General features: G+C 49.4%; 21 protein-coding genes and 8 tRNA genes. 8 read left to right on the top strand and 21 right to left on the bottom strand.

Going from position 1 to position 24660, the window contains the following annotated elements; genetic code table 11:
- Nucleotides 1-93 precede the first annotated feature (93 nt).
- The 6 genes from EQP46_RS22900 to miaB form a co-directional block, all read right to left on the bottom strand.
- Nucleotides 94-678: a lipid-binding SYLF domain-containing protein gene (locus EQP46_RS22900; protein ID WP_129495803.1), complete on the bottom strand. Its 585-nt coding sequence runs from the start codon at nucleotides 676-678 to the stop codon at nucleotides 94-96.
- Between the two features lie 109 nt (nucleotides 679-787).
- Nucleotides 788-2338, bottom strand: a complete 1551-nt coding sequence (lnt, locus tag EQP46_RS22895; protein ID WP_192545541.1) for an apolipoprotein N-acyltransferase — start codon at nucleotides 2336-2338, stop codon at nucleotides 788-790.
- A gap of 7 nt (nucleotides 2339-2345) precedes the next feature.
- Complete coding sequence (gene corC, locus EQP46_RS22890) at nucleotides 2346-3212, bottom strand: CNNM family magnesium/cobalt transport protein CorC (protein ID WP_129495801.1); 867 nt, start codon at nucleotides 3210-3212, stop codon at nucleotides 2346-2348.
- 24 nt (nucleotides 3213-3236) lie between these two features.
- Complete coding sequence (gene ybeY, locus EQP46_RS22885; RefSeq protein WP_129495800.1) at nucleotides 3237-3701, bottom strand: rRNA maturation RNase YbeY; 465 nt, start codon at nucleotides 3699-3701, stop codon at nucleotides 3237-3239.
- Nucleotides 3702-4793 carry a PhoH family protein gene (locus EQP46_RS22880; RefSeq protein ID WP_129495799.1) on the bottom strand — a complete coding sequence of 364 codons (1092 nt, stop codon included), beginning with the start codon at nucleotides 4791-4793 and terminating at the stop codon, nucleotides 3702-3704.
- Between the two features lie 167 nt (nucleotides 4794-4960).
- The gene (gene miaB, locus EQP46_RS22875) at nucleotides 4961-6385 is read right to left on the bottom strand and encodes a tRNA (N6-isopentenyl adenosine(37)-C2)-methylthiotransferase MiaB (RefSeq protein ID WP_129495798.1); all 1425 of its coding nucleotides are present in this window, start codon (nucleotides 6383-6385) and stop codon (nucleotides 4961-4963) included.
- A gap of 292 nt (nucleotides 6386-6677) precedes the next feature.
- On the opposite strand from miaB, the gene EQP46_RS22870 reads away from it, so the two are divergent.
- Nucleotides 6678-7838, top strand: a complete 1161-nt coding sequence (locus EQP46_RS22870; RefSeq protein WP_129495797.1) for a 2-octaprenyl-3-methyl-6-methoxy-1,4-benzoquinol hydroxylase — start codon at nucleotides 6678-6680, stop codon at nucleotides 7836-7838.
- A gap of 90 nt (nucleotides 7839-7928) precedes the next feature.
- Here the strand turns inward: EQP46_RS22870 and EQP46_RS22865 are convergent, their stop codons facing one another.
- The 14 genes from EQP46_RS22865 to lolB form a co-directional block, all read right to left on the bottom strand.
- Nucleotides 7929-9416, bottom strand: coding sequence for a protein adenylyltransferase SelO (locus tag EQP46_RS22865; protein WP_129495796.1), 1488 nt, complete (start codon nucleotides 9414-9416; stop codon nucleotides 7929-7931).
- A gap of 169 nt (nucleotides 9417-9585) precedes the next feature.
- Nucleotides 9586-9660 (bottom strand) — tRNA-Gln (locus EQP46_RS22860).
- A 36-nt stretch (nucleotides 9661-9696) separates the two neighbouring features.
- Nucleotides 9697-9781 (bottom strand) — tRNA-Leu (locus EQP46_RS22855).
- Between the two features lie 71 nt (nucleotides 9782-9852).
- Nucleotides 9853-9937, bottom strand: a tRNA-Leu gene (locus tag EQP46_RS22850).
- Nucleotides 9938-10014: 77 nt separating this feature from the next.
- A tRNA-Leu gene (locus EQP46_RS22845) sits at nucleotides 10015-10099 on the bottom strand.
- An 80-nt stretch (nucleotides 10100-10179) separates the two neighbouring features.
- Nucleotides 10180-10256 (bottom strand) — tRNA-Met (locus EQP46_RS22840).
- A gap of 11 nt (nucleotides 10257-10267) precedes the next feature.
- Nucleotides 10268-10342, bottom strand: a tRNA-Gln gene (locus EQP46_RS22835).
- A 35-nt stretch (nucleotides 10343-10377) separates the two neighbouring features.
- A tRNA-Leu gene (locus EQP46_RS22830) sits at nucleotides 10378-10462 on the bottom strand.
- Nucleotides 10463-10504: 42 nt separating this feature from the next.
- Nucleotides 10505-10581, bottom strand: a tRNA-Met gene (locus tag EQP46_RS22825).
- 231 nt (nucleotides 10582-10812) lie between these two features.
- Nucleotides 10813-11904 (bottom strand): redox-regulated ATPase YchF, encoded by a 1092-nt coding sequence (ychF, locus tag EQP46_RS22820; protein ID WP_129495795.1) that lies wholly within the window; start codon nucleotides 11902-11904, stop codon nucleotides 10813-10815.
- Between the two features lie 26 nt (nucleotides 11905-11930).
- Nucleotides 11931-12521, bottom strand: a complete 591-nt coding sequence (gene pth, locus EQP46_RS22815; protein WP_017009051.1) for an aminoacyl-tRNA hydrolase — start codon at nucleotides 12519-12521, stop codon at nucleotides 11931-11933.
- A 201-nt stretch (nucleotides 12522-12722) separates the two neighbouring features.
- Nucleotides 12723-13667, bottom strand: coding sequence for a ribose-phosphate pyrophosphokinase (locus EQP46_RS22810; RefSeq protein WP_129495806.1), 945 nt, complete (start codon nucleotides 13665-13667; stop codon nucleotides 12723-12725).
- A 42-nt stretch (nucleotides 13668-13709) separates the two neighbouring features.
- On the bottom strand, nucleotides 13710-14564 hold the full coding sequence (ispE, locus tag EQP46_RS22805; RefSeq protein WP_129495794.1) for a 4-(cytidine 5'-diphospho)-2-C-methyl-D-erythritol kinase: 855 nt from the start codon (nucleotides 14562-14564) through the stop codon (nucleotides 13710-13712).
- The gene (gene lolB / locus EQP46_RS22800) at nucleotides 14561-15178 is read right to left on the bottom strand and encodes a lipoprotein insertase outer membrane protein LolB (protein WP_129495793.1); all 618 of its coding nucleotides are present in this window, start codon (nucleotides 15176-15178) and stop codon (nucleotides 14561-14563) included. The genes ispE and lolB overlap by 4 nt, the downstream gene beginning before the upstream one ends.
- Nucleotides 15179-15577: 399 nt before the next feature.
- Here lolB and hemA point away from each other — a divergent pair, with 399 nt between their 5' ends.
- The 6 genes from hemA to kdsA are packed head-to-tail and all read left to right on the top strand — an operon-like array spanning nucleotide 15578 to nucleotide 20886.
- Nucleotides 15578-16837 carry a glutamyl-tRNA reductase gene (hemA, locus tag EQP46_RS22795; protein ID WP_129495792.1) on the top strand — a complete coding sequence of 420 codons (1260 nt, stop codon included), beginning with the start codon at nucleotides 15578-15580 and terminating at the stop codon, nucleotides 16835-16837.
- Between the two features lie 15 nt (nucleotides 16838-16852).
- Complete coding sequence (gene prfA, locus EQP46_RS22790; RefSeq protein WP_129495791.1) at nucleotides 16853-17941, top strand: peptide chain release factor 1; 1089 nt, start codon at nucleotides 16853-16855, stop codon at nucleotides 17939-17941.
- Nucleotides 17941-18786 carry a peptide chain release factor N(5)-glutamine methyltransferase gene (gene prmC / locus EQP46_RS22785; protein ID WP_129495790.1) on the top strand — a complete coding sequence of 282 codons (846 nt, stop codon included), beginning with the start codon at nucleotides 17941-17943 and terminating at the stop codon, nucleotides 18784-18786. The genes prfA and prmC overlap by 1 nt, the downstream gene beginning before the upstream one ends.
- Before the next feature lie 36 nt (nucleotides 18787-18822).
- Nucleotides 18823-19206: a SirB2 family protein gene (locus EQP46_RS22780; RefSeq protein WP_129495789.1), complete on the top strand. Its 384-nt coding sequence runs from the start codon at nucleotides 18823-18825 to the stop codon at nucleotides 19204-19206.
- A gap of 2 nt (nucleotides 19207-19208) precedes the next feature.
- Nucleotides 19209-20018: a SirB1 family protein gene (locus tag EQP46_RS22775; protein WP_129495788.1), complete on the top strand. Its 810-nt coding sequence runs from the start codon at nucleotides 19209-19211 to the stop codon at nucleotides 20016-20018.
- 13 nt (nucleotides 20019-20031) lie between these two features.
- The gene (kdsA, locus tag EQP46_RS22770) at nucleotides 20032-20886 is read left to right on the top strand and encodes a 3-deoxy-8-phosphooctulonate synthase (RefSeq protein ID WP_129495787.1); all 855 of its coding nucleotides are present in this window, start codon (nucleotides 20032-20034) and stop codon (nucleotides 20884-20886) included.
- Nucleotides 20887-21002: 116 nt separating this feature from the next.
- Here kdsA and EQP46_RS22765 read toward each other — a convergent pair whose 3' ends face one another.
- Nucleotides 21003-22877, bottom strand: a complete 1875-nt coding sequence (locus EQP46_RS22765; protein ID WP_129495786.1) for a methyl-accepting chemotaxis protein — start codon at nucleotides 22875-22877, stop codon at nucleotides 21003-21005.
- A gap of 389 nt (nucleotides 22878-23266) precedes the next feature.
- On the opposite strand from EQP46_RS22765, the gene EQP46_RS22760 reads away from it, so the two are divergent.
- On the top strand, nucleotides 23267-24610 hold the full coding sequence (locus tag EQP46_RS22760) for a Na+/H+ antiporter NhaC family protein (RefSeq protein WP_129495785.1): 1344 nt from the start codon (nucleotides 23267-23269) through the stop codon (nucleotides 24608-24610).
- The last annotated feature ends 50 nt before the right edge of the window (nucleotides 24611-24660 follow it).

Raw genomic sequence — 24660 nt, 5'->3', positions numbered from 1 at the left:
GTACCCAGTACCCAGTACCCAGTACCCAGTACCCAGTACCCAGTACCCAGTACCCAGTACCCAGTACCCAGTACCGCTCTTCGTTCTTATCCCCTAAAACCGCGCGATGTTAAATGTCTGACCGGCAAGTGCGGCTTCCAGCATTAACCCGCCTTTGGCTTGTGTGAAAATGGCGACGCCATTGATGTAATACGCTTTTGATTGAACGTTTCCAGCGCTGGCGGAGGTGCCTGTTGTGCCGACATGTGCGGCTGCACCTTCCGTTAACGCGGTGGCTGAGGCTTGTGCGCCGAGTTCAAAACTTCCCGACATGAAGCTGTCGAATGTTTCTTTATCTTCGAAAAACAAAATCTCGCTAAAGGCCTGTCCGCCGAAGGTTAAGCCAATCGACACCTGAATAAGCTCAGCTTCCGCAACGGTTTGGTTGCCTTGGTAGACAAGGCCATTGCCATAAGCCCCACCAATCCAGAACCCGCCTTTGCCCACAGACGGAAAGACCGCGTATCCATAGGCTTTTTCGAAAAACGGTTTAACAGGATCGAAGCGATGGAAGTTCGCGAGAGCCGCGCGGGTGTCTGCAAATAACTCAGCCGACGGTTCCGCAGCCTGCGCAGGCGTGAAGAAGATGGTGGTGAAAAGCAGTGAGAAAAGTGAAACGTATCGAGCTAAGGCGCGCATGAGAATCTCCGTGTCTGGTGCTAAAAAGCCGCTCAAAGAAGACTGAGGTTGCCTTTCAACCTCAGCATCAATGTAACGTAGGACACGGTAATTTCAGGGATGTTTGCTCTTATTTTTGCGACTCGCCAACAGTTGTTGCGTGTTGAGCTCGGCGCATCACAAGAAGTGCAATACCAGAAAGCACAATCCACAGGTACAGCGGCCAATCGCCGAAGCGGGTATAAGGCGTTTGTCCATTCGTTGTGGCGATGTCGGTGCGCAGGACGACCGTTTCGAACTGCGGGATCTGCTCAATGATTTGACCTTTGTAGTCAATCGCAGCAGTCAGCCCTGTGTTGGTAGCACGAAGCACGGGCTTGCCGTTCTCAAGTGCTCGCATCTGCGCGATTTCTAGGTGCTGGTGAGGGCCAATGGAGGTGCCAAACCATGTGTCGTTTGAGAGCGTTAGAATGAAATCGGAATCTGGCGTCAGGCTGTGACGAACCTGATCGCTAAAGGCAATTTCATAACAAATGGCAGGTGCCAGTTGGTAGCCCTTGGCATCAATGTTTGGCTGTGTGTACTCACCACGGCTAAAGGATGACATCGGCAAATTAAACAATGGCGCAAGCGGGCGCAGAATGTCAGCAAACGGCACAAACTCCCCGAACACCAGTAAGTGGTGTTTACTGTAGCTCTCGGCAGCCGGATAGCTGTAACCTTCCGTGCCGTTATCACCCAAGGTGATCACGTTGTTGTAGAACTGCCCTTGTGAGTTTTGATCTAAAACGCCAGCGATGATGGCAGAATCATTGTTCCGTGCGGCAGCATCAAGCCTTGCCAAGAAATCAGGAAGATCGCGCTCAAGGGCTGGAATCGCCGCTTCAGGCCAGATCACAATGTCTGCATCCCAGTTTTGGCGCGTCATGTCTTGGTAGCTCAATAAGGTCGGCCAGCGTTGGCTTGGCAACCATTTCAGCTCTTGAGGGACATTTCCTTGCACCATGGCCACATCTACCGTTTTTCCGGTTTCTTGCACCCATTGTATTTGGCCTGAAACAACAGCAACCACTGCCACGACAAGTGCGGGGAGTAGCATGGTCGCTTTTCGACTCAGCAAGGTGAGGGCAATTGCAGCCGCAATGACCACAACAGCCAATGTAATGCCCTGTACGCCAAACATAGGGGCAAAGGCGGCGAGTGGACTGTCTATTTGGCTGTAACCCGGCCAGAGCCACGGGAAGCCCGTTAAGAACCATCCTCTGAACCAATCGATGAGTAGCCACAGCGAAGGGGCAAGCAACAAGTACGATTGTGCCAAAGGAAGTTGAATACGTTGGAGTAAGTAGCCAAAGAGCGCGGGGAAAAGCGCAAGATAGGCGATGAGTAAGCCGATGAGAATCAATCCGACGGCGGTAGGTAGCCCACCGAATTGCTCGATGACCACATATACCCAACCGATGCCCGTTGAGAATTGCCCCATCCCCCAGCTGAATCCAATGAGCGCAGCACTTTTAGGCGATTGCTTATGGAGAAGCAGGAACAACAGAACCAAAGAAACCAGCATGGCTGGCCAAAATGAATACGGGGCGAATGCCAGTGTCGCGAGCGCACCAGAAAAAGCGGCCCCGAAGATCCGCTTGAATGCTTGGGGCCGCTTAAAAGTTTGAACGTTTAGCATGTGACGATTATGCCGTTTCCTCTGCAGTAGTGTCTGGAATAGTAACCTGCAATTGGATAACGCGTCGACTGTCGGCTGCTGTCACTTTGAAGTGGAAGTTTTCGATGTCGACTTCTTCACCACGTGTTGGCAGGTGACCAAAGCTGGTCATCACCAATCCACCAATGGTGTCGATGTCATCGTCATTAAATTGAGAGCCAAATTTCTCGTTAAAATCTTCCAGTGTTGTGAGCGCCTTCACCGCAAAGGTGTGTTTGCTCAACTGGCGGATTTCTTGCTCTTCATCGTCGTCATATTCATCTTCAATATCGCCGACGATTTCTTCGAGAATATCTTCAATGGTTACAACGCCAGATACACCACCGAATTCATCGACAACAATGGCCATGTGGTAGCGTTCTTCCTGAAACTCTTTGAGGAGTCGGTCAACACGCTTGCTTTCCGGGACAACAACGGCAGGGCGGATCACCTTGTCGATGTCGAACGGTTCGCTGTCACGGATCAAGTAGCGAAGTAAATCTTTCGCTAGCAAAATGCCTTCAACATGGTCTTTGTCATCACTGATTACCGGGTAGCGAGAATGCTGGGCATCGTTGATAACGTTAATGATTTCCTCGAGAGGTTGTGCGCGTTCGATGGTCACCATCTGCGAACGTGGAATCATGATATCGCGAATGCGCATCTCAGAGATTTGCATTACGCCTTCTAGCATGTCCCGTGTTTCGTGATCGATTAGATCGTTCTGTTCCGAATCACGGAATACATCTACTAATTCCTGGCGGTCTTTCGGGTCTCCCTGAAAGATTTGACCAAGGCGTTCGAAGAAGGTCTTTCTACTCGGACCGTCAGAGCTTTGTGAGTTGTCTTCGTTCATTGTCTCAATATTTACAACGTTAAATTAGATGAAGTCGGCTGCGTATGGGTTCGGAAACTCAAGCGCATTCATAATCGAAATCTCGAGAGATTCCATTTCTTCCGCTTCTTCATCATCAATATGGTCATAACCTAGCAGATGGAGACTGCCGTGTACAACCATGTGGGCCCAGTGGGCAAACAGGTCTTTATTCTGTTCTTTTGCTTCTTCTTCTACAACCTGACGGCAAATAATCAGGTCGCCTAGCAGATCTAACTCTACACCAGGAGGAGCTTCAAAAGGAAATGACAATACATTCGTTGGTTTGTCCTTGCCGCGATAGTCACGGTTTAGACTTTGGCTTTCAAACTCATCAACGATACGAATGGTCACTTCCGCTTGTTCGCGAAAAGATTTCACCGCTTGTTGAAACCAGGTCTGAAGTTGTTCTTCCGACGGCAGTTTTTCTTCGTTTTGCGTTGCGACTTGTAGGTCGACATAGTATTGCATTTAAGGTTGCTTCTCTTCTGATGGCTTTTCATCTGAGTGTGACACTGCGCTAAGTGCAGCTTCACGCTCTAGTCGACGACGCTCTTCGGCATGTTTACGCGCTTTTGCGTCTTCCGCTTCCCAAGCCTCATAAGCGAGAACAATGCGCGCTACGACTGGGTGGCGAACAACATCATCGGCTTGGAAAAAGTTAAAGCTAATTTCGTTCACGTCGGCCAATACCTCAATGGCGTGGCGAAGACCTGAACGGGTATTTCGTGGTAAATCGATTTGCGTCACGTCACCCGTAATGACCGCGCGGCTGTTAAAGCCAATGCGCGTGAGGAACATTTTCATTTGTTCTACGGTGGTGTTCTGGCTTTCATCCAGAATGATGAACGCATCGTTCAGTGTGCGCCCACGCATGTAAGCCAGTGGTGCTACTTCAATGACATTACGCTCGATCAGCTTCTCTACGCGCTCAAAACCCAGCATTTCAAACAGGGCATCGTAAAGTGGGCGCAGATAAGGGTCGACCTTTTGGCTCAAATCACCCGGTAAGAAACCCAGTTTTTCACCCGCTTCAACCGCTGGGCGTGTCAGCAAGATTCGACGGATTTCTTGGCGCTCAAGTGCATCAACCGCAGCAGCGACCGCAAGGTAAGTTTTACCTGTACCGGCAGGGCCAACACCAAAGGTGATGTCGTGCGTCACCATGTTCGCAATGTATTGCGCTTGGTTGGGTGTACGCGGCTTAATCACGCCTTTTTTGGTCTTGATGTTGATTTCTTTTCCGTAAGGAATCGACGATTCAACGGTTTGTTCGAGCACGCCACTTTCTTTGATCGCTAAGTGAACTTGCTCTGGCTCTAAATCCGGCGTTCGGTTTTTGACGGGTGCAGTTTCAACGTAAAGCGTTTTCAGAATATCAATAGCGGCAGTGGCGGTGTGTTCTTTGCCAACGACGGAGAATTGATGGCTTCGGCGATTAATTTCGACACCTAGGCGGCGTTCTAGTTGCTTGATGTTGTCATCGAATGGGCCGCAAAGGCTGGCTAGGCGTGAATTATCAGCTGGTTCCAGCGATACTTCTAGGGTAATGACTTTGTTCAATGCTGTCCTCGCAAGCTTAATATCTCTATCAATAGAAGCTGCGTAGGGATGGAAGCTTCTCGCAGCTTGTCTTGACGGTGATATGGCGGCGCGCACTCGCGCCTAAAACCAGTGATTACCCCCGCCGTGACAGCGGGGTGTCGAATGGCCGTGTGGCTACCGTGTTATTACGGAGTATACACGCCCACGCCAAGATCATCTTCTTTGCGCGTCTTTGCCATCATCTCAGAAGGAGAGATAGCGATACGCAAGTTCATGTCTTTTTCAGTACGAATCAATTCACCACGTAGTGAGTTGGTCAATACGTCTGTGATCTTCACGTCTACAAATTGACCGATCAAATCTACAGAACCTTCAAAATTCACCACGCGGTTGTTTTCAGTACGGCCGCGAAGCTCCATGAGATTCTTACGAGATGGACCTTCAACCAAGATACGTTGCTCTGTGTCCAGCATTTGGCGCGCAAAGATCATGGTCTGTGCGTTGATTTGCTGTTGCAGCTCGTACAAGCGCTCTTTCTTCACTTGTTCAGGCGTGTCATCTGGCATGTCTGCCGCTGGTGTGCCTGGGCGTGGTGAGTACACGAAGCTAAAGCTCATGTCGAAGTTAATGTCGCGGATAAGCTTCATGGTCGCTTGGAAATCTGCGTCTTCTTCACCAGGGAAACCAACGATGAAGTCAGAACTCATGGCGATGTCAGGGCGCGCTTCACGCAACTTACGGATCTTCGATTTATATTCGATCGCAGTATGTGGACGCTTCATCATGGTCAGAATACGGTCTGAACCACTTTGCACTGGCAAGTGCAGGTGGCTAACCACTTCAGGTGTATCGCGGTACACGTCAATGATGTCGTCAGTAAACTCGATTGGGTGGCTGGTGGTGTAGCGAATACGGTCGATACCGTCGATCGCCGCCACATAGCGTAGCAATTCTGCAAATGAACAAATCTCACCATCGTGCATTTCGCCGCGGTAAGCATTCACGTTTTGACCCAATAGGTTAACTTCACGCACGCCTTGCTCTGCAAGCTGTGCGATTTCGTAAAGTACGTCGTCAAGTGGACGGCTGACTTCTTCACCGCGGGTGTAAGGTACAACACAGAATGTGCAGTACTTTGAACAACCTTCCATGATGGAAACGAATGCGGTTGGGCCTTCTGCACGGGGCTCTGGCAAGTTATCGAACTTTTCGATCTCTGGGAAAGAAATGTCCATCACTGGGCCATGGTCTGCGCGAGATTGTTTAATCATCTCAGGCAAACGGTGCAGCGTTTGAGGGCCAAAAATCACATCAACATAAGGTGCGCGTTCGCGAATGTGGTCGCCTTCTTGCGTTGCCACACAACCGCCAACACCGATCACAAGATCAGGGTTCTGATCTTTTAAGTTTTTCCAGCGTCCCAATTGGTGGAACACTTTCTCCTGAGCTTTCTCACGGATCGAACAGGTATTAAGCAGCAGTACGTCTGCTTCTTCCGGCTCTTCGGTCAACTCGTAGCCGCCGGCCGCATTGAGAAGATCTGCCATTTTTGATGAATCGTATTCATTCATCTGACAGCCCCAGGTTTTGATCAGCAGTTTCTTAGCCATGTAACTCATTGCTCATGTTGATGTTTCTACGTCTTTCGGCTGAGAGGTCTACACACGATGCAATTTCAGGGTGTTTAGTGTCAGCCGAAAATGTTTATTCTGTTTTTGGTTAACCCGCAGAGAAACTGCGCTGGTTAACAGCAAGCCGCGTATTGTACTGCTTTAGACATTCTGTGACCAGATCACCTTCTCCCCAAATTTAATGGTGGATTTCACGCGGAGATAAGCCCCTGAATGTCGCATTTAATCTGGTTGTCAGTAGAATGCAGGAAGGATTTAAAGAGATTGTCTTATGAAACAATTCGATATTATCGTGGTTGGCGGCGGCATGGTGGGCGCCGCAACGGCACTTGGCCTTGCTAAGCAGGGAAAGCGTGTTGCCATGGTGGAAAGAGAAGCGCCCAAGCCTTTTTCCGCTGAGCAGCCTATGGATTTGAGGGTTTCCGCGATTTCACCGTCTTCGGTTTCTTTGCTCAAATCGCTCAAAGTGTGGGATGCCGTGCTTAAGATGCGGCTTTGCCCTTACCGTCGATTGGAAACGTGGGATCACCCAGATTGTCGGATCCGCTTTAGCAGTGACAGCATGGATTTGATGGAGTTGGGTTTTATTGTCGAAAACCGCATTCTCCAATTGGCACTGTGGGAAGCGTGTGAAGCCCATGAGAATTTAACCTTGTTCTGTCCGAATACAATCAAAACCCTATGGGCGGAACAAGACGGGCATGCTGTTGAACTGGATAACGGTGAGCAGCTACTCGGTCTCTGGCTCGTCGGTGCAGACGGTGCAAACTCTCGCGTTCGTGATTATGCCAACATTGGCGTAACGGCATGGGATTATCGACAACACTGCATGCTGGTGAACGTAAGCACCGAACTGCCGCAGCAAGACATTACGTGGCAGTGGTTTACGCCAGAAGGCCCGCGCTCATTTTTGCCGCTACCGGGTCATCAAGGTTCGCTGGTGTGGTATGACAATCCCACACGCATCAAGCAGCTTGGTGCGATGTCGCCAGACGCGCTAAAACAAGAAATTGTGTCGCATTTCCCACCAGAGCTTGGCGAGATTGAGGTTATCGCGCAAGGCGCATTCCCACTCACCCGTCGTCATGCTCAGCGTTATTACAGCAAAGGCGTTGTGCTCTTGGGGGATGCAGCGCATACCATCAACCCACTTGCAGGGCAGGGGGTTAACCTCGGGTTCAAAGATGTCGATGCCTTGCTCGATGTGGTTGCGGATGCTGGCACTGAGTGGGCTGATAGCGCTGTTTTTGCTGCTTATGAGCGAAAACGTAAGCCTGATAATCTCTTGATGCAGGCGGGCATGGATGTGTTTTACGGTGGGTTCAGTAACGATATTGCGCCGTTGAAGCTGCTGCGCAATATAGGTTTAAAGGTTGCCGAAAACAGTGGGCCGATAAAAACGCAGGTGCTGAAATATGCCATGGGCCTTTAGCCCTTAAGGGTTACCGTTGTGCAATTGAAAATGGAGCGATGATGCCCCATTTTTTATGGATATGGGTTAGCGCTATGCCTCAAGGCGGTATTAGGTTCCACAGAAGGTACGCAATACACATTGCTCTGGTCGCGGTGCGTCTTGAAGGTCGGTGTTTTGATCGCTGACCACGTAAGGGTTTTTCAAAGCATGACTGAGTCGATGAAATAACGTGAAGTCATTGCGTTCTGTGGCGTCTTCAATGGCTTTCTCCACCTGGTGGTTCCTTGCAATCAATGCAGGATTAGCGTTTCTCATGGCGGATAACGTTGCTTGGTCTCGGGCGCTAAATTGTTGCCATTTCGCCAGCCATTCCTTTCCTTTTTCTGCATGATCGAAATAACGCAGCAGGGTATCTTCTGCGCTGCCTTCTGCCACTTTGGTGAGCGCATCAAAGAACAAGGTAAAGTCGATACGTTCGTCCTCGAGCATTGGCAGCACGTCATCAACAAATGCCTCTGCGGCATCTGAATCACTGGTTATCCCAAGCTTTCGCTTTAGTCCTTCTTGGAACGCCAATTGGAAGCGTGGAACGAACGCGCCAATGTGTGCCTCGGCAATGTTCACTGCCTTGTCAGTGTCTTCATCAAACAGCGGCAATAAGGTTTCTGCGAGTCGCTGTAAATTCCAATAGCCAATGGAGGCTTGTTGCTTCCACGCATAGCGACTGTCTCGGTCGATGGAGCTGAAGACTTGATTGGCTTTGAAATCATCCATAAAGGCACAGGGGCCGAAATCGATAGACTCACCAACAATGGCGGCGTTATCGGTGTTCATGACACCATGAATAAAGCCCACAAGCATCCATTGTGAAATCAAATCAGCTTGGCGAAGAGAAACGGCTTCGAGGAAAGCAGGGTATTTGTCATCTCTGTCTTTGATGTCGGGGAAATGCGCTTCAATCGCGAAATCAGCAAGTGCCTGTACGCCTTCTTTTCCCAGTTTCGAATAGGCGTATTGGAACGAACCGACACGCAAATGGCTTTCAGCTGTTCTCACCTGAATCGCACCGGGTACCATTTGGTAATCACGCATGATGCTGTCACCCGTTGTCACCAAGGCCAATGTGCGTGTCGTAGGAATGCCAAGACCTGCCATGGCTTCGCTGATGAGGTATTCGCGGATAACTGCACCGAGCGTGGCTCTACCATCACCGCCGCGAGAAAAAGGGGTTCGCCCTGAGCCTTTAAGTTGCACATCCACGCGTTTGCCGTCAGCCGTTGTCAGTTGGCCGAGCATGTGCGCGCGACCATCGCCAAGCAGGGGAGAAAAATGCCCAAACTGGTGGCCGGAATACGCCATGGCAATCGGAGAAGCACCGTCATAATCGTGATTGCCCGATAAGAAACCGAGCGCATCTTCACTGTCGAACCATTCAGTAGAAAGGCCATATTCTTCAATCAGCCCTTTGTTGAGGGTGAGCATTGTTGGGCTTTCACTACGCTTGGGTGCTAAAGCGACATACATATCGTCAGGCAGGCTGGTATAGCGCTGCGTGGAAATAGGGTTAGTGTTTGGAAAATGGGTGCGATTCGTCATACTGCTGCTTCCCTGCGTAAATGCGTAGGTCGATAAGCGTTGAGAAGTAAGACTACAGCGTATGTGAAATGATTCAACCATACGAATAAAAAGGAAAAACGAGAGAAGGAACAAGAAGAGGGGGGCTAAAACAAAAAAAGCCCACCCGAAGGTGAGCTTTTAAATGTTGTGGCTGGGGTACCTGGATTCGAACCAGGGAATGGCGGCATCAAAAGCCGCTGCCTTACCGCTTGGCGATACCCCAACAGAATTCACGCATTGAAGCATGACTCTTAAAATATGGTGCGGAAGGAGAGACTTGAACTCTCACACCTTGCGGCGCCAGAACCTAAATCTGGTGCGTCTACCAATTTCGCCACTTCCGCATTGTTATCAGAATTTTTACTTGCCTGATTTCTTTATTCTGCCAGAAAGCAGCTATAAAGAGCAAGAGGATTGGTGCGGAAGGAGAGACTTGAACTCTCACACCTCGCGGCGCCAGAACCTAAATCTGGTGCGTCTACCAATTTCGCCACTTCCGCAATCCTAGTAGTTTCAGTTTTTTAGTCTTGTCTGAAACCTTCTCTTCACCGTTGAAGGCTGAGAGGAACAAGATATATGGTGCGGAAGGAGAGACTTGAACTCTCACACCTTGCGGCGCCAGAACCTAAATCTGGTGCGTCTACCAATTTCGCCACTTCCGCAAATTTTTCAGACTAAAGCTAACGCTTCGGAACACGTGACAGTGTCAGTCTGTTTTGAAAGCCAAAGGCCTTCGAATTAATGGTGGCTACGACGGGATTCGAACCTGTGACCCCATCATTATGAGTGATGTGCTCTAACCAACTGAGCTACGTAGCCAAGCCAGAATATGGCTGGGGTACCTGGATTCGAACCAGGGAATGGCGGCATCAAAAGCCGCTGCCTTACCGCTTGGCGATACCCCAACAGCAATCACGCTATAAGCGTGATCCTTTAAATATGGTGCGGAAGGAGAGACTTGAACTCTCACACCTTGCGGCGCCAGAACCTAAATCTGGTGCGTCTACCAATTTCGCCACTTCCGCATATTGTTGCTTTCATTAAGAAAGCGTCGCACGTTGAAAAGATGGTGGCTACGACGGGATTCGAACCTGTGACCCCATCATTATGAGTGATGTGCTCTAACCAACTGAGCTACGTAGCCATCTTTTTCGTTCAGGGACATGCCCTGAGTGCGGGGCGCATTATGCGAAGAACCTCGGGTGTCGTCAACCTTTTTTCCATGCTTTTTTTATCATATTGGTGACTTCGCTGTGATTTTGAGCAGGGGGAGGTGTTTTCTTATTCATTTGGTCTGCAAATGGCGAAACTAGGGAGATCTAAAACGAAAAAAGCTGGCAAAAGCCAGCTTTTAAAATCGCGTTAACGATGGGAATTAAACGTTAAAGCGGAAGTGGATAACATCGCCATCTTTAACAATGTATTCTTTACCTTCCAAACGCCATTTACCAGCGACTTTCGCGCCAGCTTCACCGTTGTTGTCGATGAAATCGTTGTAGCCAATGATTTCAGCACGGATAAAGCCTTTTTCGAAGTCGGTGTGGATTTTACCAGCAGCTTGCGGCGCAGTCGCACCCACTGGAACAGTCCATGCACGCACTTCTTTCACGCCAGCGGTGAAGTAAGTCTGTAGCGTGAGTAGTTCATAGCCTGAACGGATAACACGGTTAAGACCTGGCTCTTCCAGACCCATTTCTTCAAGGAAAACAGCCGCTTCATCAGCATCTAGCTCTGAAAGCTCGCCTTCAATCTCCGCACAAACAGCAACAACGGTTGCGTTCTCAGCAGCAGCGATTTCGCGCACTTTGTCGAGGTATGGGTTGTTTTCAAAGCCGTCATCGTTCACGTTCGCGATGTACATGGTTGGCTTCATGGTCAAGAAGTTCAGGTAATCAACCGCTGCTTTTTCTTCTTTGGTCAGCTCAACTGAACGCAGCATGTTGCCTTCTTCCAGTACAGGAAGTAGCTTTTCAAGCACTGCAATTTCAATTTTCGCATCACGGTCGCCGCCTTTTGCCTTCTTCGCTTGGCGTTGCATTGCACGCTCACACGCTTCAAGGTCAGCCAGTGCTAGCTCTGTGTTGATGACTTCGATGTCATCTGCTGGATCAACTTTACCCGCTACGTGGATAATGTTGTCGTTTTCAAAACAACGAACAACGTGACCAATCGCATCGGTTTCACGGATGTTTGCTAGGAATTTGTTACCTAGACCTTCACCTTTTGACGCGCCTGCAACCAGACCTGCGATGTCTACGAATTCCATCGTGGTTGGCAGAATACGTTGAGGGTTAACGATTTTTGCCAGTGCATCCAAGCGAAGATCCGGCACAGGTACCACACCCGTGTTTGGTTCAATGGTACAGAACGGGAAGTTTGCCGCTTCGATACCGGCTTTCGTCAGAGCGTTGAACAGAGTTGATTTACCTACGTTTGGCAAGCCAACGATACCGCATTTAAAACCCATGAGATGGTAACCTTTCGTTTATGGCGCTATTGCGCTTTAAATGTATGAAGGCGGTTTTGCGCCTTGGCCAAATCGTCTTTGAGCAAAATGTCGATACAGCGTACCGCTTCATCAACTGCTTGTTCGATTTGGCTTTGTTCGTTTGCAGGCGCTTTGGTTAATACAAACCCTGCAACTTTGTCTTTGTGACCGGGATGCCCGATCCCAATTCGAAGACGGTAGAATTCTTTGTTGTTGCCCATTTTACTGATGATGTCGCGAAGACCATTGTGACCGCCATGGCCACCGCCTTTCTTAAATTTAGCGACACCCGGAGGCAAGTCTAGCTCGTCATGGGCAACCATAATTTCTTCTGGCTTAATCTGGAAGAATTTTGCCAGTGGTGCCACGGCCTTGCCCGATAGGTTCATAAAGGTTGTCGGGATCAACAAGCGGAGATCTTCACCACCGATGCTGATTCTGGCAGTCAGCCCAAAGTACTTTTTGTCTTCTTTGAGTTGCACGTTATGAATACGGGCTAACTCTTCGACTACCCAAGCGCCCGCATTGTGGCGGGTTTTTGCATATTCTGGCCCTGGATTAGCCAGCCCCACTAAAAGGCGAATTTGGTCGCTCACGATGAGATTCTCGTTGTTATTGTTTAACACGTCAGGCGCGAGGAAGTCCCGAGAGGCTCACTCGTCAGCGCTAAAGGCGGCATATCCTACCACTATACCCAAGCAACTTGAAGATGCAGGACATGGCGAGATGGACTGCGGATAACGCCAGAAACAAAAACGCCCTGCATGAGCAGGGCGTTTTTTCTCGTAAGTATTCGATTAATCGAACATTGCTGAGATTGATTCTTCGTTGCTGATACGGCGAATAGCTTCAGCCAGCATGCCAGACAGGGTCAGTTGAGAAACACGACCTGTTGCTTGCATTTCAGCAGTCAGTGGGATGGAGTCGGTTACGATAACTTCGTCAATCACTGATTCTTTGATGTTTTGTGGCGCGTTGCCAGAGAACACTGCGTGGGTTGCGTATGCGAATACACGCTTCGCGCCACGGTTTTTCAGTGCTTCTGCAGCTTTACACAGTGTGCCACCGGTGTCGATCATGTCATCAACGATGATGCAGTCACGGCCTTCAACGTCACCGATAAGGTGCATAACCTGAGAAACGTTCGCACGTGGACGGCGTTTGTCGATGATCGCGATGTCTGTGTCATCCAGAAGTTTTGCCGTTGCACGCGCACGTACAACACCACCGATGTCTGGAGAAACAACAACAGGATCTTCCAGTTTCTTCGCCAGCATGTCTTCCAACAGAACAGGTGTACCGAAGATGTTGTCTACTGGTACGTCGAAGAAGCCTTGGATTTGCTCTGCATGCAGGTCAACCGTCAATACGCGGTCAACACCTACGTTTGACAGGAAGTCTGCGATAACTTTAGCAGTGATTGGCACACGCGCTGAACGAACACGACGGTCCTGACGAGCGTAACCAAAGTAAGGAATAACAGCAGTGATTCGGCCAGCTGATGCTCGACGCAGTGCGTCGATCATCACAACCAATTCCATTAGGTTGTCATTGGTTGGCGCACATGTCGACTGGATAACGAATACGTCGCTACCCCGTACGTTTTCATTGATTTGTACACACACTTCTCCGTCAGAAAAACGGCTAACGGTTGCGTCACCTAGTGACATATATAGGCGATTCGCGATGCGTTGGGCGAGTACAGGCGTTGCATTACCAGCAAACAGCTTCATATCAGGCACGGTGGAAAACCTCGGGGTTGTATCCATTGATTTTTGTCTGTCTCACTGGGTTTGTTCGTTCAGCGTGGTTACAAGCGGTGATGTATTCACACCTCTCGCGACGAATCCAGAAAGCCAGTCGGGCAATTTGTTTAATGTTGAACGAGCCGCTGCTTCATTTTCGAATTCCGCGAAGACGCAGGCGCCCGTTCCGGTCAATCTTGACGGCGCGTATTCTAGCAGCCACGAAATAGCCTTATCAACCTCTGGAAACAACTCTCTCACTATCTTTTCGCAATCGTTTTCGTAATTTCCCGCCAATAGCGCATTTAGTGAGCGCTTTGGCGTGTCGCGAGTCAGGTGAGGGTGACCAAAAATTTTTGCTGTTTCGATGCTTACGTCCGGTTTAGCAACTATATACCATTTCTCTTCAGCGTAGGCAGGTTGAAGCAATTCGCCAACCCCTTCTGCGAAAGCAGTCACGCCACGAACGAACACGGGTACATCAGCGCCTAGCGCCAAGCCCATCTCTGCCAGTTCGTCAGTTGAGCGACCTGTGTTCCAAAGGTGGTTGAGTGCAACGAGGGTGGTGGCGGCATTCGATGAGCCGCCACCTAAGCCACCGCCCATTGGCAGCACTTTATTGACATGAATATGCGCACCGAGTGAGTGTGATGCGTTACTTTTCAATGCCATGGCGGCGCGGTAAATCAAATTGCTTTCTACCGGAACGCCTTCAATGTCTGGTGATAGGGTCACTTTGCCTGTTTCATTGGGCGTGATGGTGAGTGTGTCGCCGTAATCGAGGAATTGGAACAGGGTTTGCAAATCGTGGTAGCCGTTTTCTCGTTGACCCGTGATGTAGAGAAAAAGGTTGAGTTTGGCAGGTGATGGCCATACCGAACGTGTTTGACTCATTGTGTGTATTTCCAATTGGAGATCACCAGATTCACTTTTTGATCGTTCTGGTTCATTTTGATTTTTGCAGGTAGCAAGCTGTCGGTTGCCGCGTCATAAGCTTGGTAATCCAGCTGCCAACCCGGTTTATTGGTGGAGGCATCGTTTTCTGATAAGAAAGCAAGACGGTTGTCTGCACCGAGTGTGAAATCGTTCGTGTCGGCGGGCAGACCTTTAATCCACTGCGTCATGTCATTCACTGGCAACGCAATGCCCGTGAGTTTTTGTAATAGGCTTGCGGCATCGCGTCCGATATAACGTTGCCCCTCATTGTCGACCAAAATGGCGCCCTTTGGGGTGGCATCAAGTTTTAATAAGGTCGAGCCGAGAAAATTAGTGAGACGTAATGACATGGAATCACCATTTTGCTCCCAGACAAAATTCGCGGAGACACGCTGGGCAGGGCTGATGAAGGCCACTTTTCCTTTTGCGGTGAACTGGGTAATGTCCAACAGGGTTTGTTCGTGTGTTTCCCATTCCGTCATTGGCGCGGGTTTGGTCGCACATGCGGATAGCCCTAAAACGCTTACAATGAGCAATAAAGTGTGGAATAAATGCTTGACGTTTCGGGTCATAATTATGCTCCGCGTACCTTTATCATCATGAAAATAGTGGCCTAGTATATCTCAAGATGCAGTGTGTAAGCAGCTTTGCTTATAGGAAGACTTCATCATTCTTAGATGTGGGTTAGTCATGATTTAGACCAAATCTTCATAGGCTTAACGATGACGTGAGCGCAAAAAGCCAAGTATCTTTGTATAGAGGGGAATGTTAGGGTCAAACGCGCGGATTTGAAAAGCATAACTGCTGAAAAAGTCGGCAAAAAATAAACATGAATGCTAAGTATTCTCACTTGGCTAGAGATATAGTCAGGTTCGCGACGGTGAGGAAGTAATGTTATCTTTTAATCGAAGAGCCCATAAAGTAAAATCCTCGGCTCGGATTTCATCTGGTGCTGTCGGTAACCCTGCTTAATGAGCTTGTTAGTTCTCGGAATCAATCACAAGACCGCTACGGTCGACTTGCGTGAAAAAGTCGCTTTTTCACCGCAACAACTTCGCGATGCATTATCCCAGCTGAAAAATCAGCAGGTCGTGCAGAGTGGGGTCATTGTGTCTACCTGTAACCGAACCGAGATTTACTGCGAAACCGATCACCCAAGCCCAGGCAACGTTGTTGATTGGTTGCAACAATTCCACAATCTCGACAGCGAAGCACTGTTGTCTTGCCTTTATACCTATCATGACCAAGCAGCGGCACAGCATTTAATGCGGGTTGCCAGCGGCCTTGATTCTTTGGTGTTGGGGGAGCCCCAAATCCTTGGGCAAGTGAAACAAGCGTATGCCGAATCGGTCGATCTCGACGTCATTAACGGCCCACTTGAGCGCTTGTTCCACAAAACCTTTACGGTGGCTAAGCGTGTGCGTACTGAAACCGACATTGGTGGCAATGCTGTCTCTGTTGCGTTTGCAGCCTGTTCGCTGGCACGTCAGATATTTGAGTCATTGGAAACCACAACCGCCTTGCTTGTCGGTGCAGGTGAAACCATTGAGCTCGTCGCCAAACATCTTTATGAGCACAACTGCCGTAAGATTATCGTGGCAAACCGAACCCGTGAACGTGCAAAACCGTTTGCTGACGCGTTCGGCGCAGAAATTATTTCTCTGGAAGAAATCCCAGAGCACATGCACCGTGCTGACATTGTGATCAGTTCAACCGCTGCCCCTTTGCCTATTATCGGCAAAGGCATGGTTGAGAAAGCACTGAAAGCACGTCGTCATCAACCCATGTTGTTGATTGACATTGCTGTGCCACGTGACATTGAAGAAGGGGTAGGTCAGTTGAATGATGCCTACCTGTATACGGTTGATGATCTCCAATCAATCGTTGAACGCAATCGAGAACAACGAAAAGCCGCTGCCGTTCAAGCGGAGTCCATTGTTGATGAGGAAAGCCTTGGGTTCATGACCTGGATGCGTTCTCGTGATGCGGTGGACAGTATCAAGCAGTACCGTGCGGATTCTGAAGCACTCAAAGATGAATTGCTTAGCCGAAGCCTTCAAGCCCTTGCGAATGGGACTGACCCTGAAAAAGTGCTCAAAGAGCTAAGCAATAAATTGACCAATAAACTGATCCATGCGCCCACTCAGGCCATGCAAGAAGCCGCCAGAAATGGTGACGAACGCACATTAGACACGCTTCGTCAGAGCCTAGGTCTGGATCCTCAAAAGTAGTTAAAAGAATTCACTATGAAACCATCTATTCTCGCCAAATTAGAAGCGCTGAGCGAGCGCTACGAAGAAGTGCAACACCTTCTGAGTGATCCCGGCATTATTGGCGATCAGGATAAATTCCGTGCGTTGTCGAAAGAGTACAGCCAGCTTGAAGAAGTCACCAAGTGCTTCACGTCATACAAGCAAGCGGAAGATGATCTTGAAGCGGCGCTAGAAATGGCGAACGAAGACGATCCGGAAATGCGCGAAATGGCGCAAGAAGAAGTGAAAGCAGCGAAAGAAGAAATCGAACGCCTGACTGATGAACTTCAAGTGTTGTTATTGCCAAAAGATCCTAACGACGAACGTAACTGTTTCATTGAAATCCGCGCCGGTGCGGGCGGCGATGAAGCGGGTATTTTTGCCGGTGATTTGTTCCGTATGTACAGCCGTTTTGCCGAATCAAAAGGCTGGCGTGTGGAAGTGATCAACGCCAACAACTCTGAGCAAGGCGGTTACAAAGAGATGGTTGCACGCATCTCTGGTGACGGCGCTTACGGCGTATTGAAATTCGAATCAGGTGGTCACCGCGTTCAACGTGTTCCAGCAACTGAATCGCAAGGCCGCGTCCACACATCAGCGTGTACCGTTGCGATCTTGCCTGAAATTCCTGAAGCAGAAATTCCAGACATCAACCCGTCTGATCTGAAAATTGATACCTTCCGTTCATCGGGCGCGGGTGGTCAGCACGTTAACACCACCGACTCTGCTATTCGTATTACCCACTTGCCAACGGGCACTGTGGTTGAGTGTCAGGACGAGCGTTCACAGCACAAAAACAAAGCGAAAGCGATGTCAGTACTGGCTGCACGTTTGATCAAAGCCGAGGAAGAAAAACGCGCGGCTGAACAAGCAAGCACACGCCGTAACCTGCTAGGTTCTGGTGATCGCTCTGACCGTATTCGTACTTACAACTACCCACAAGGCCGTGTGTCTGACCACCGCATCACCCTGACGATTTATCGTTTGGATGAAGTGATGGAAGGTGACTTGAACTGCCTTGTTGAGCCAATCATGCAAGAGTTCCAAGCGGACCAATTGGCAGCGTTGGCAGAGCAACACTAATGCCCATCAGCATTGAAAATGCGCTGCGTGATGCAGCGCTTTTGCTAAGTGAAAATCATAGCCCTTCTCCCAAGATTGATGCGTCAGTCCTGCTTTGCCATGTGTTAGATAAGCCAAGCAGCTATCTCTATACATGGTCAGACAAGATGTTGTCTGAGGAAGAAGAAAGTGGCTTCAATACGTTACTGGCTCGCCGTGTAAAGGGCGAACCTGTGGCGTATATCATCGGCTATCGTGATTTTTGGTCGTTAAGACTCAACGTTGAGCCAAGCACGCTCATCCCTCGTCCTGATACTGAACGCTTGGTCGAACTTGCGCTCGCGCGTTTACCTGCGGGCGAAGGGCGAGTGTTGGATTTAGGTACAGGCACGGGCGCAATTGCATTGTCATTGGCAAGCGAACGCCAAGACATGCGTGTCGTGGGTGTTGATCTTCGTCCTGAAGCCGTTGCACTTGCTGTGCGTAATCAGCAAGACAATGCCATCAGTAATGCAGAGTTTCTGCAAAGCAGTTGGTTTGACAACCTTGCGGACCAAACCTTCACCATGATCGTGAGCAATCCGCCGTATATCGATCCAGAAGACCCGCATTTGTCGCAAGGCGATGTGAGGTTTGAGCCTAAAACAGCGCTGATTGCTGATGACCATGGTTTGGCGGATATTCGCCATATTTGCCAGAAAAGCCCTCAGCATTTGGTGACAGATGGCTGGCTTTTAATTGAACACGGTTATGACCAAGGCGATGTGGTTCGCACCATTTTTTCTGACGCTGGATTCTGCAATGTGGAAACGGTGCAAGATTACGCAGGACAAGATCGTGTTACGCTGGGGCGCTATTCGCGCTGACGCCACCTTATAAAACAATAAAGAGATAGACGGACTATGTACGTTGCATTGAAGCATATACACCTTTTTACCATCGCGCTTAGCGTGACGTTATTCATCATTCGTTTTGTATGGCGCATGATGGACAGCAAAATGCTCGAGAAGAAGTGGGTGAAAGTCGTTCCTCATGTTATCGACACGGCACTGTTACTAACGGGTATCTCTCTCGTGGTGATTACAGGCTTCACACCGTTTACGCCGGGTGCAGTATGGATGACCGAAAAACTGACCTGCGTTATTGCGTATATTGCCTTGGGCTTTGTGGCACTCAATTACAGCCAAGGCACCTTGTTCAGACTGTTTGCTTTCTTTGGTGCTTTAGGTTGGGTCTATGCTGCCGCTAACCTAGCTATCACCAAAACGCCGCAGTTGTTGGGGTAAGAATGAAAGCGTTTACGGATCAAGAATTAGATACGCTGACTCTGGTTGAAGGTGCATTGGCACTGAATGCCGCCATTGAGCCAGCGACATCCTTGCATTGGGTTCGTGCTGAACTTGAGCTACTAGCCAAAGAAGCGGATCACCTTTTAGCGGGTGAAACCAATGACGAACTCCGTCTTGATGGCCTACTTCGTTTGTTTTACAAAGAGTGGGGTTTCAAAGGGGATTTCGAGCAATACTTCTCTTCTGACAATGCGTTTGTCGAGAAAGTACTTCGCCGCCGAAAAGGCATTCCTGTCAGCCTTGGTGCTGTGTTTCTTTTCTTTGCGCACCGTTTAGATTTGCCTTTGCAACCGGTGGGGTATCCCACTCAGTTAATTTTGAAAGTAAACTGGCTCGACAGGGAAGCGCAATACATCAATCCTTTTGATGGTGAATACCTTTCACAGCGTGTACTTCGCGGCTGGCTGGTCGGGAAAGAAGGCCCAAGTGCTGAGGTGAAACCTGAGTATTTGGAATCGTCAGACAATGCAACCCTGATAGGCCGCTGGTTAGCGGTTGTAAAAAGTGCATTGTTACGTGAAGAAAACTACGCAATGGCGCTGCGTTGCAGCGAATTGGCGCTGACATTCAGCCCAGATGACCCTTACGAAATTCGTGACCGTGGCTATATTTTCCAACAGCTCAAATGCGATTGGGTTGCCGCGGAAGACTATGAATATTTTATTGCTCAGTGCCCTGATGATCCGGCCGCTGAGTTGCTTAAACTGCAGGTCAAAGTGTTGACCGCAGAAGCCCCAATTTTCCACTAATCAGGAAACTACCATGACAGCACAAAAAACGGTTCAGATTGGCGATATTCAAGTTGCTAACGACAAACCATTTGTTCTTTTTGCAGGAATGAATGTGTTGGAGTCTCGTGATCTGGCGATGCAGATTTGTGAGCATTACGCTGAAGTGACCCAGAGACTGGGCATTCCTTACGTTTTTAAAGCGTCTTTCGATAAAGCAAACCGCTCATCCGTGCATTCGTATCGTGGCCCTGGCCTTGATGAAGGCATGAAGATCTTTCAAGAACTGAAAGACACCTTCGGCGTAAAAATCATCACTGACATCCATAACGAAGCACAGGCTCAGCCTGTTTCTGAAGTGGTTGACGTTATCCAGTTGCCTGCGTTTTTGGCTCGTCAAACTGATTTGGTTGAAGCGATGGCAAAGACCGGCTCGGTGATCAACGTGAAGAAACCGCAATTCATGAGCCCGGGTCAAGTTGGCAACATCGTGGATAAATTCGCTGAGTGCGGTAACGACAAGATCATCCTGTGTGAGCGTGGCGCATGCATGGGTTACGACAACCTTGTGGTTGATATGCTGGGCTTTGACGTGATGAAGAAGGCGAGCAACGGCAGCCCAATCATTTTCGACGTCACGCATTCTCTACAATGTCGCGATCCTCTGGGTGCAGCATCTGGCGGTCGTCGTGAGCAAACGGTTGATTTGGCACGCGCTGGTTTGGGTACCAAGATTGCAGGTCTGTTCATTGAAGCGCACCCAGATCCAGACAACGCGCGTTGTGATGGCCCTTCTGCGTTGCCACTCGACAAACTTGAGCCGTTCTTGAAGCAAATGAAAGCGCTGGACGATCTTGTGAAGAGCTTTGAAGACTTAGATATTCGCTAAGTCTTGCTCCAACTGACGTGTTCCGTTTTGAATTAGCAAACTGAACAGCATCGAATAAAAAAGCCGGCTTATGCCGGCTTTTCTCGTTTTCATCTCGCTGGTTTTGCAGCGATGCGTTACAACCTGAAGCGTGAAATTTCCGCATTCAGTTGCTGAGACAGACCAGATAGCTCGCTGGCCTGAATGCTGGCTTGATTCGCCTCTGCTGCCAACTGATCGGACGCTGTGCGAACGGCTTCGGTATTGCGGGTGATTTCAGACGTTACCAAGGATTGCTCTTCCGCCGCTGACGCGATCTGGGTCGCCATGTCACTGATAGTGGAAACCGACGTGGTGATTTGCGACAAGCTCACGGTTGCAGAGTTAGCATCATCAACGCTGGTGGTTGCCAAATGACGGCTGTCTTCCATGATTTGAACCGCGGAATGTGTCGTGGTTTGCAGTGTCTCGATGGTCGCCTGAATCTCACGGGTTGAATCGTGCGTACGTTGACTCAATACGCGAACTTCATCCGCTACCACGGCAAAGCCGCGACCTTGTTCACCCGCACGGGCAGCTTCGATTGCCGCGTTCAATGCCAGCAAGTTGGTTTGCTCTGCAATACCTTGGATCGTAGAAAGAATCGAGTTGATGCTCTGCGTATGCGCATGCAGTTCAGCGATAACTGCCGTGGCAGATTCGACTTCTGTCGATAAATTACCGATCGACACCTGACTTTGGTTTACCTGAGAGGCACCGGTAGACGAGCAATCAACGGCTTCTTTTGACAGTTGTGCCGTGTTTTCCGCGCTGCCTGCAATTTCATGGGTGGCTGCGGTCATTTGATGGATGGCGGTTGCCACCATATTGATTTCATCCTGCTGACCACGAATTCTCGCGCTGCGTTCACTGGCTTGCTCGGCTGATGTGTTCGCCTGAACCGCGAGTGCTTCACCCACGTTTTTCAGGTGTGTCACCATGGTGTGCATGTTAGCCACGAAGGTGTTGAAGTTCTGCGCGAGCTGACCCACTTCGTCGTTGCTGTGCGGTGTGAGGCGCTGAGTCAAATCAGCATCGCCACTGGCGATTTCAGCCATCGCGGTGGAAACGCGTTTCAAATCGCGGAACAAGAAACTCACTACCCAAGCTGCCATTGCTAGCACCAACAAGGTAATGGCGACACTGGTGATGATGAGTGTTGTGACAGCGCGGTTATGGCTCGCTAACTCGGTTGCCATATCGAGTTCAATACCGATAATCCAGTTCGTGTTAGGCAGCATCGCGAAGTAATACGCTTTGTCTTCACCGTTTAGGGAAAGTGACAACATATCACCGTTGAACGCGGCGTCTTTCACGGTCGAAATATCAAGTGCTGCGTTGTATTGCGAAAGCTGTTTCCCGCGAAGTGCTGCATCCTTGTGGGCAATTAACGTACCTTTGTCGGTCAACAGCATGCCATAGGCATTGTCGCCGAAACGGAACTGGGCCAAGTCATTCACGATTTTACGAAGGCTAATATCGCCACCGATGACACCGCTCAACTTGCCATTTGTGTAGGTCGGCGTGGCAACCGTCACCATGGTGTCGCCAGTCAGTGCGTCTTGATAAGGCTCAGTGCTGATGTTGTCGCCTTTCTTAACCGCATCGACGTACCAAGGGCGTTGTCGAGGATCAATATCCACGTTTGCGCCGTTAGCGAGGTACAAGGTGCCGTCGGCCTTTGCATAGAAGGTCATGGCAAATTCACCTGCAATTTGGAGCATTTTCAATGCTTGCTCCGGGTTGCTGTGAGGTTGTGTTTTGATAAACCCAGATAATTCCGTTTCATGTGCGACGAGCCAGTCGGAAATCCCCGCCTTGGCAACGTCAGACATACTCGTGACGCGATCCTCAAGGTTGTGTTGGGTCTGTGTAGACAGTTGATTGGCGGCAAGCATAGAAAGGACCATCGCCATTGCCGTGACGGCCAAAAGACAGGTACCTATCAACTTCTGTTTGAGTGTCAGCGTCATTGTTAACTTCCTTGCATCGAACTCATGATAAAAACAGATCCCGAACAGTCAGGATCAGAGCGCTATATTTATTATTGGTACGGCGTAATGTATCGGCGCGGTGTGAAGCGGCTTTAGGGGGAATGTGCAACTATTTTACTTTACTTGAAATTCCGATAAGCACCTCAGGGGCGAGCGCACTCGCATCATAGAGTGTTTTCTTTTAACGCTATGAAATTAATTGATTTTTATGGCAGGAGTTCAAGTTTTTACATAACGAAACCTTTTCATTTTAATACGTTGTAATAAACCGTACTGAAATGATTCAGACGTTTAGACGTCTATATGTTGACGCGTTGATGGTTTCATTTTACTCTTCGTTCCAAATCACAAAAACGATGTAACACAACATGACAGAGAAGCAAATTTCCCCAACACCTTCAGCTAAAGCGCTTTTGCCGTTTGGGCTGTTTTTGTGTTTGTTCATTGGCACTGGCATCTATTTCTCGACGCAAAATGTCGATTTCGCCTTTTACCAATTACCTGCTCCGATTGCCGTTTTGCCGGCGATAGTGCTTGCGGTATTGATGAGTAAAGAAAAGCTCAACGATGCCATTGGTCAGTTTATTGAGGGCGTATCTCACCGTGATATCACGGCGATGTGCTTGATCTATCTGCTAGCCGGTGCTTTTTCCGCGGTTGCAAAAGCTACGGGCGGCGTCGATGCGACGGTAAACTTGGGCTTGGCGGTATTACCATCAAGCATGATTTTGCCAGGACTGTTCCTCATTTCAGCGTTCATCGCAACGGCGATGGGTACGTCAATGGGCACGATTGCTGCCGTTGCACCAGTTGCATTGGGCATTGCGCAAAGTACGGGTATCGATGCCACGTTGATGGCAGGTGTGGTGCTGAGCGGTGCAATGTTTGGTGACAACCTTTCTATTATTTCAGATACCACCATTGCTGCGACGCGCTCTCAAGGTTGTCACATGAAAGACAAGTTCCGAGAGAACGTGAAAATTGCAGTCCCTGCGGCGCTTGTGACGCTGGTTATTTTCTTCTTTTCAAACGAAGTGACGCAGGCGCCAGCCTCGGGCGCAATTGATTGGCTGGCAGTATTGCCGTATTTGACCATCTTAGGTCTGGCTGTTTATGGCGTGAATGTGTTCGTGGTGCTCGCGTTGGGCATCGTGTTTGCGGGTGCTGTGGGCATTGCGCGCATTGAAGATTACAGCGTGATGTCCTTCAGCCAGGATATCTACGCGGGCTTTGGCAACATGCAAGAGATCTTCTTGTTATCCTTGTTGATTGGCGGCTTGGCAGAGTTGATGCGCCAACAAGGTGGCCTTGCCTTTGTCACCGAAAAGCTGAGCCGTTTGATTCTATCCCGCGCTGACAAAGCGGCAGAGAAAGGATCATCACGCGCCAGTGAAGCCGGTATCGCTATCTTGGTGAGCATCAGCAACCTTTGTACTGCAAACAATACCGTGGCCATTATCGTGTCTGGTGGCGTAGCGAAAGAGCTGGCGACACAGCATGGCGTTGAACCTAAACGCAGTGCGAGCTTGTTGGATATCTTCTCTTGCGTCGTACAAGGTTTGTTGCCATATGGCGCTCAGGCTCTGCTATTGGGTTCGATTTTTGAGCTGTCGCCGTTGTCTGTGGTGAGCCAATCCTACTACTGTTTCCTACTGGCGTTGGCGGCGGCATTTGCCATTGCTCGCTCCAAAGGCAAGCTGCAGAAAAAATAATCGCTCGTAACTTATATGCCGTCTAAATCCTGAACGTTCACGCCCGTAAG

The organism is Enterovibrio baiacu, from assembly GCF_004120195.1.
GTDB lineage: Bacteria > Pseudomonadota > Gammaproteobacteria > Enterobacterales > Vibrionaceae > Enterovibrio > Enterovibrio baiacui.
This window is presented reverse-complemented; position numbering and strand designations above follow the sequence as displayed.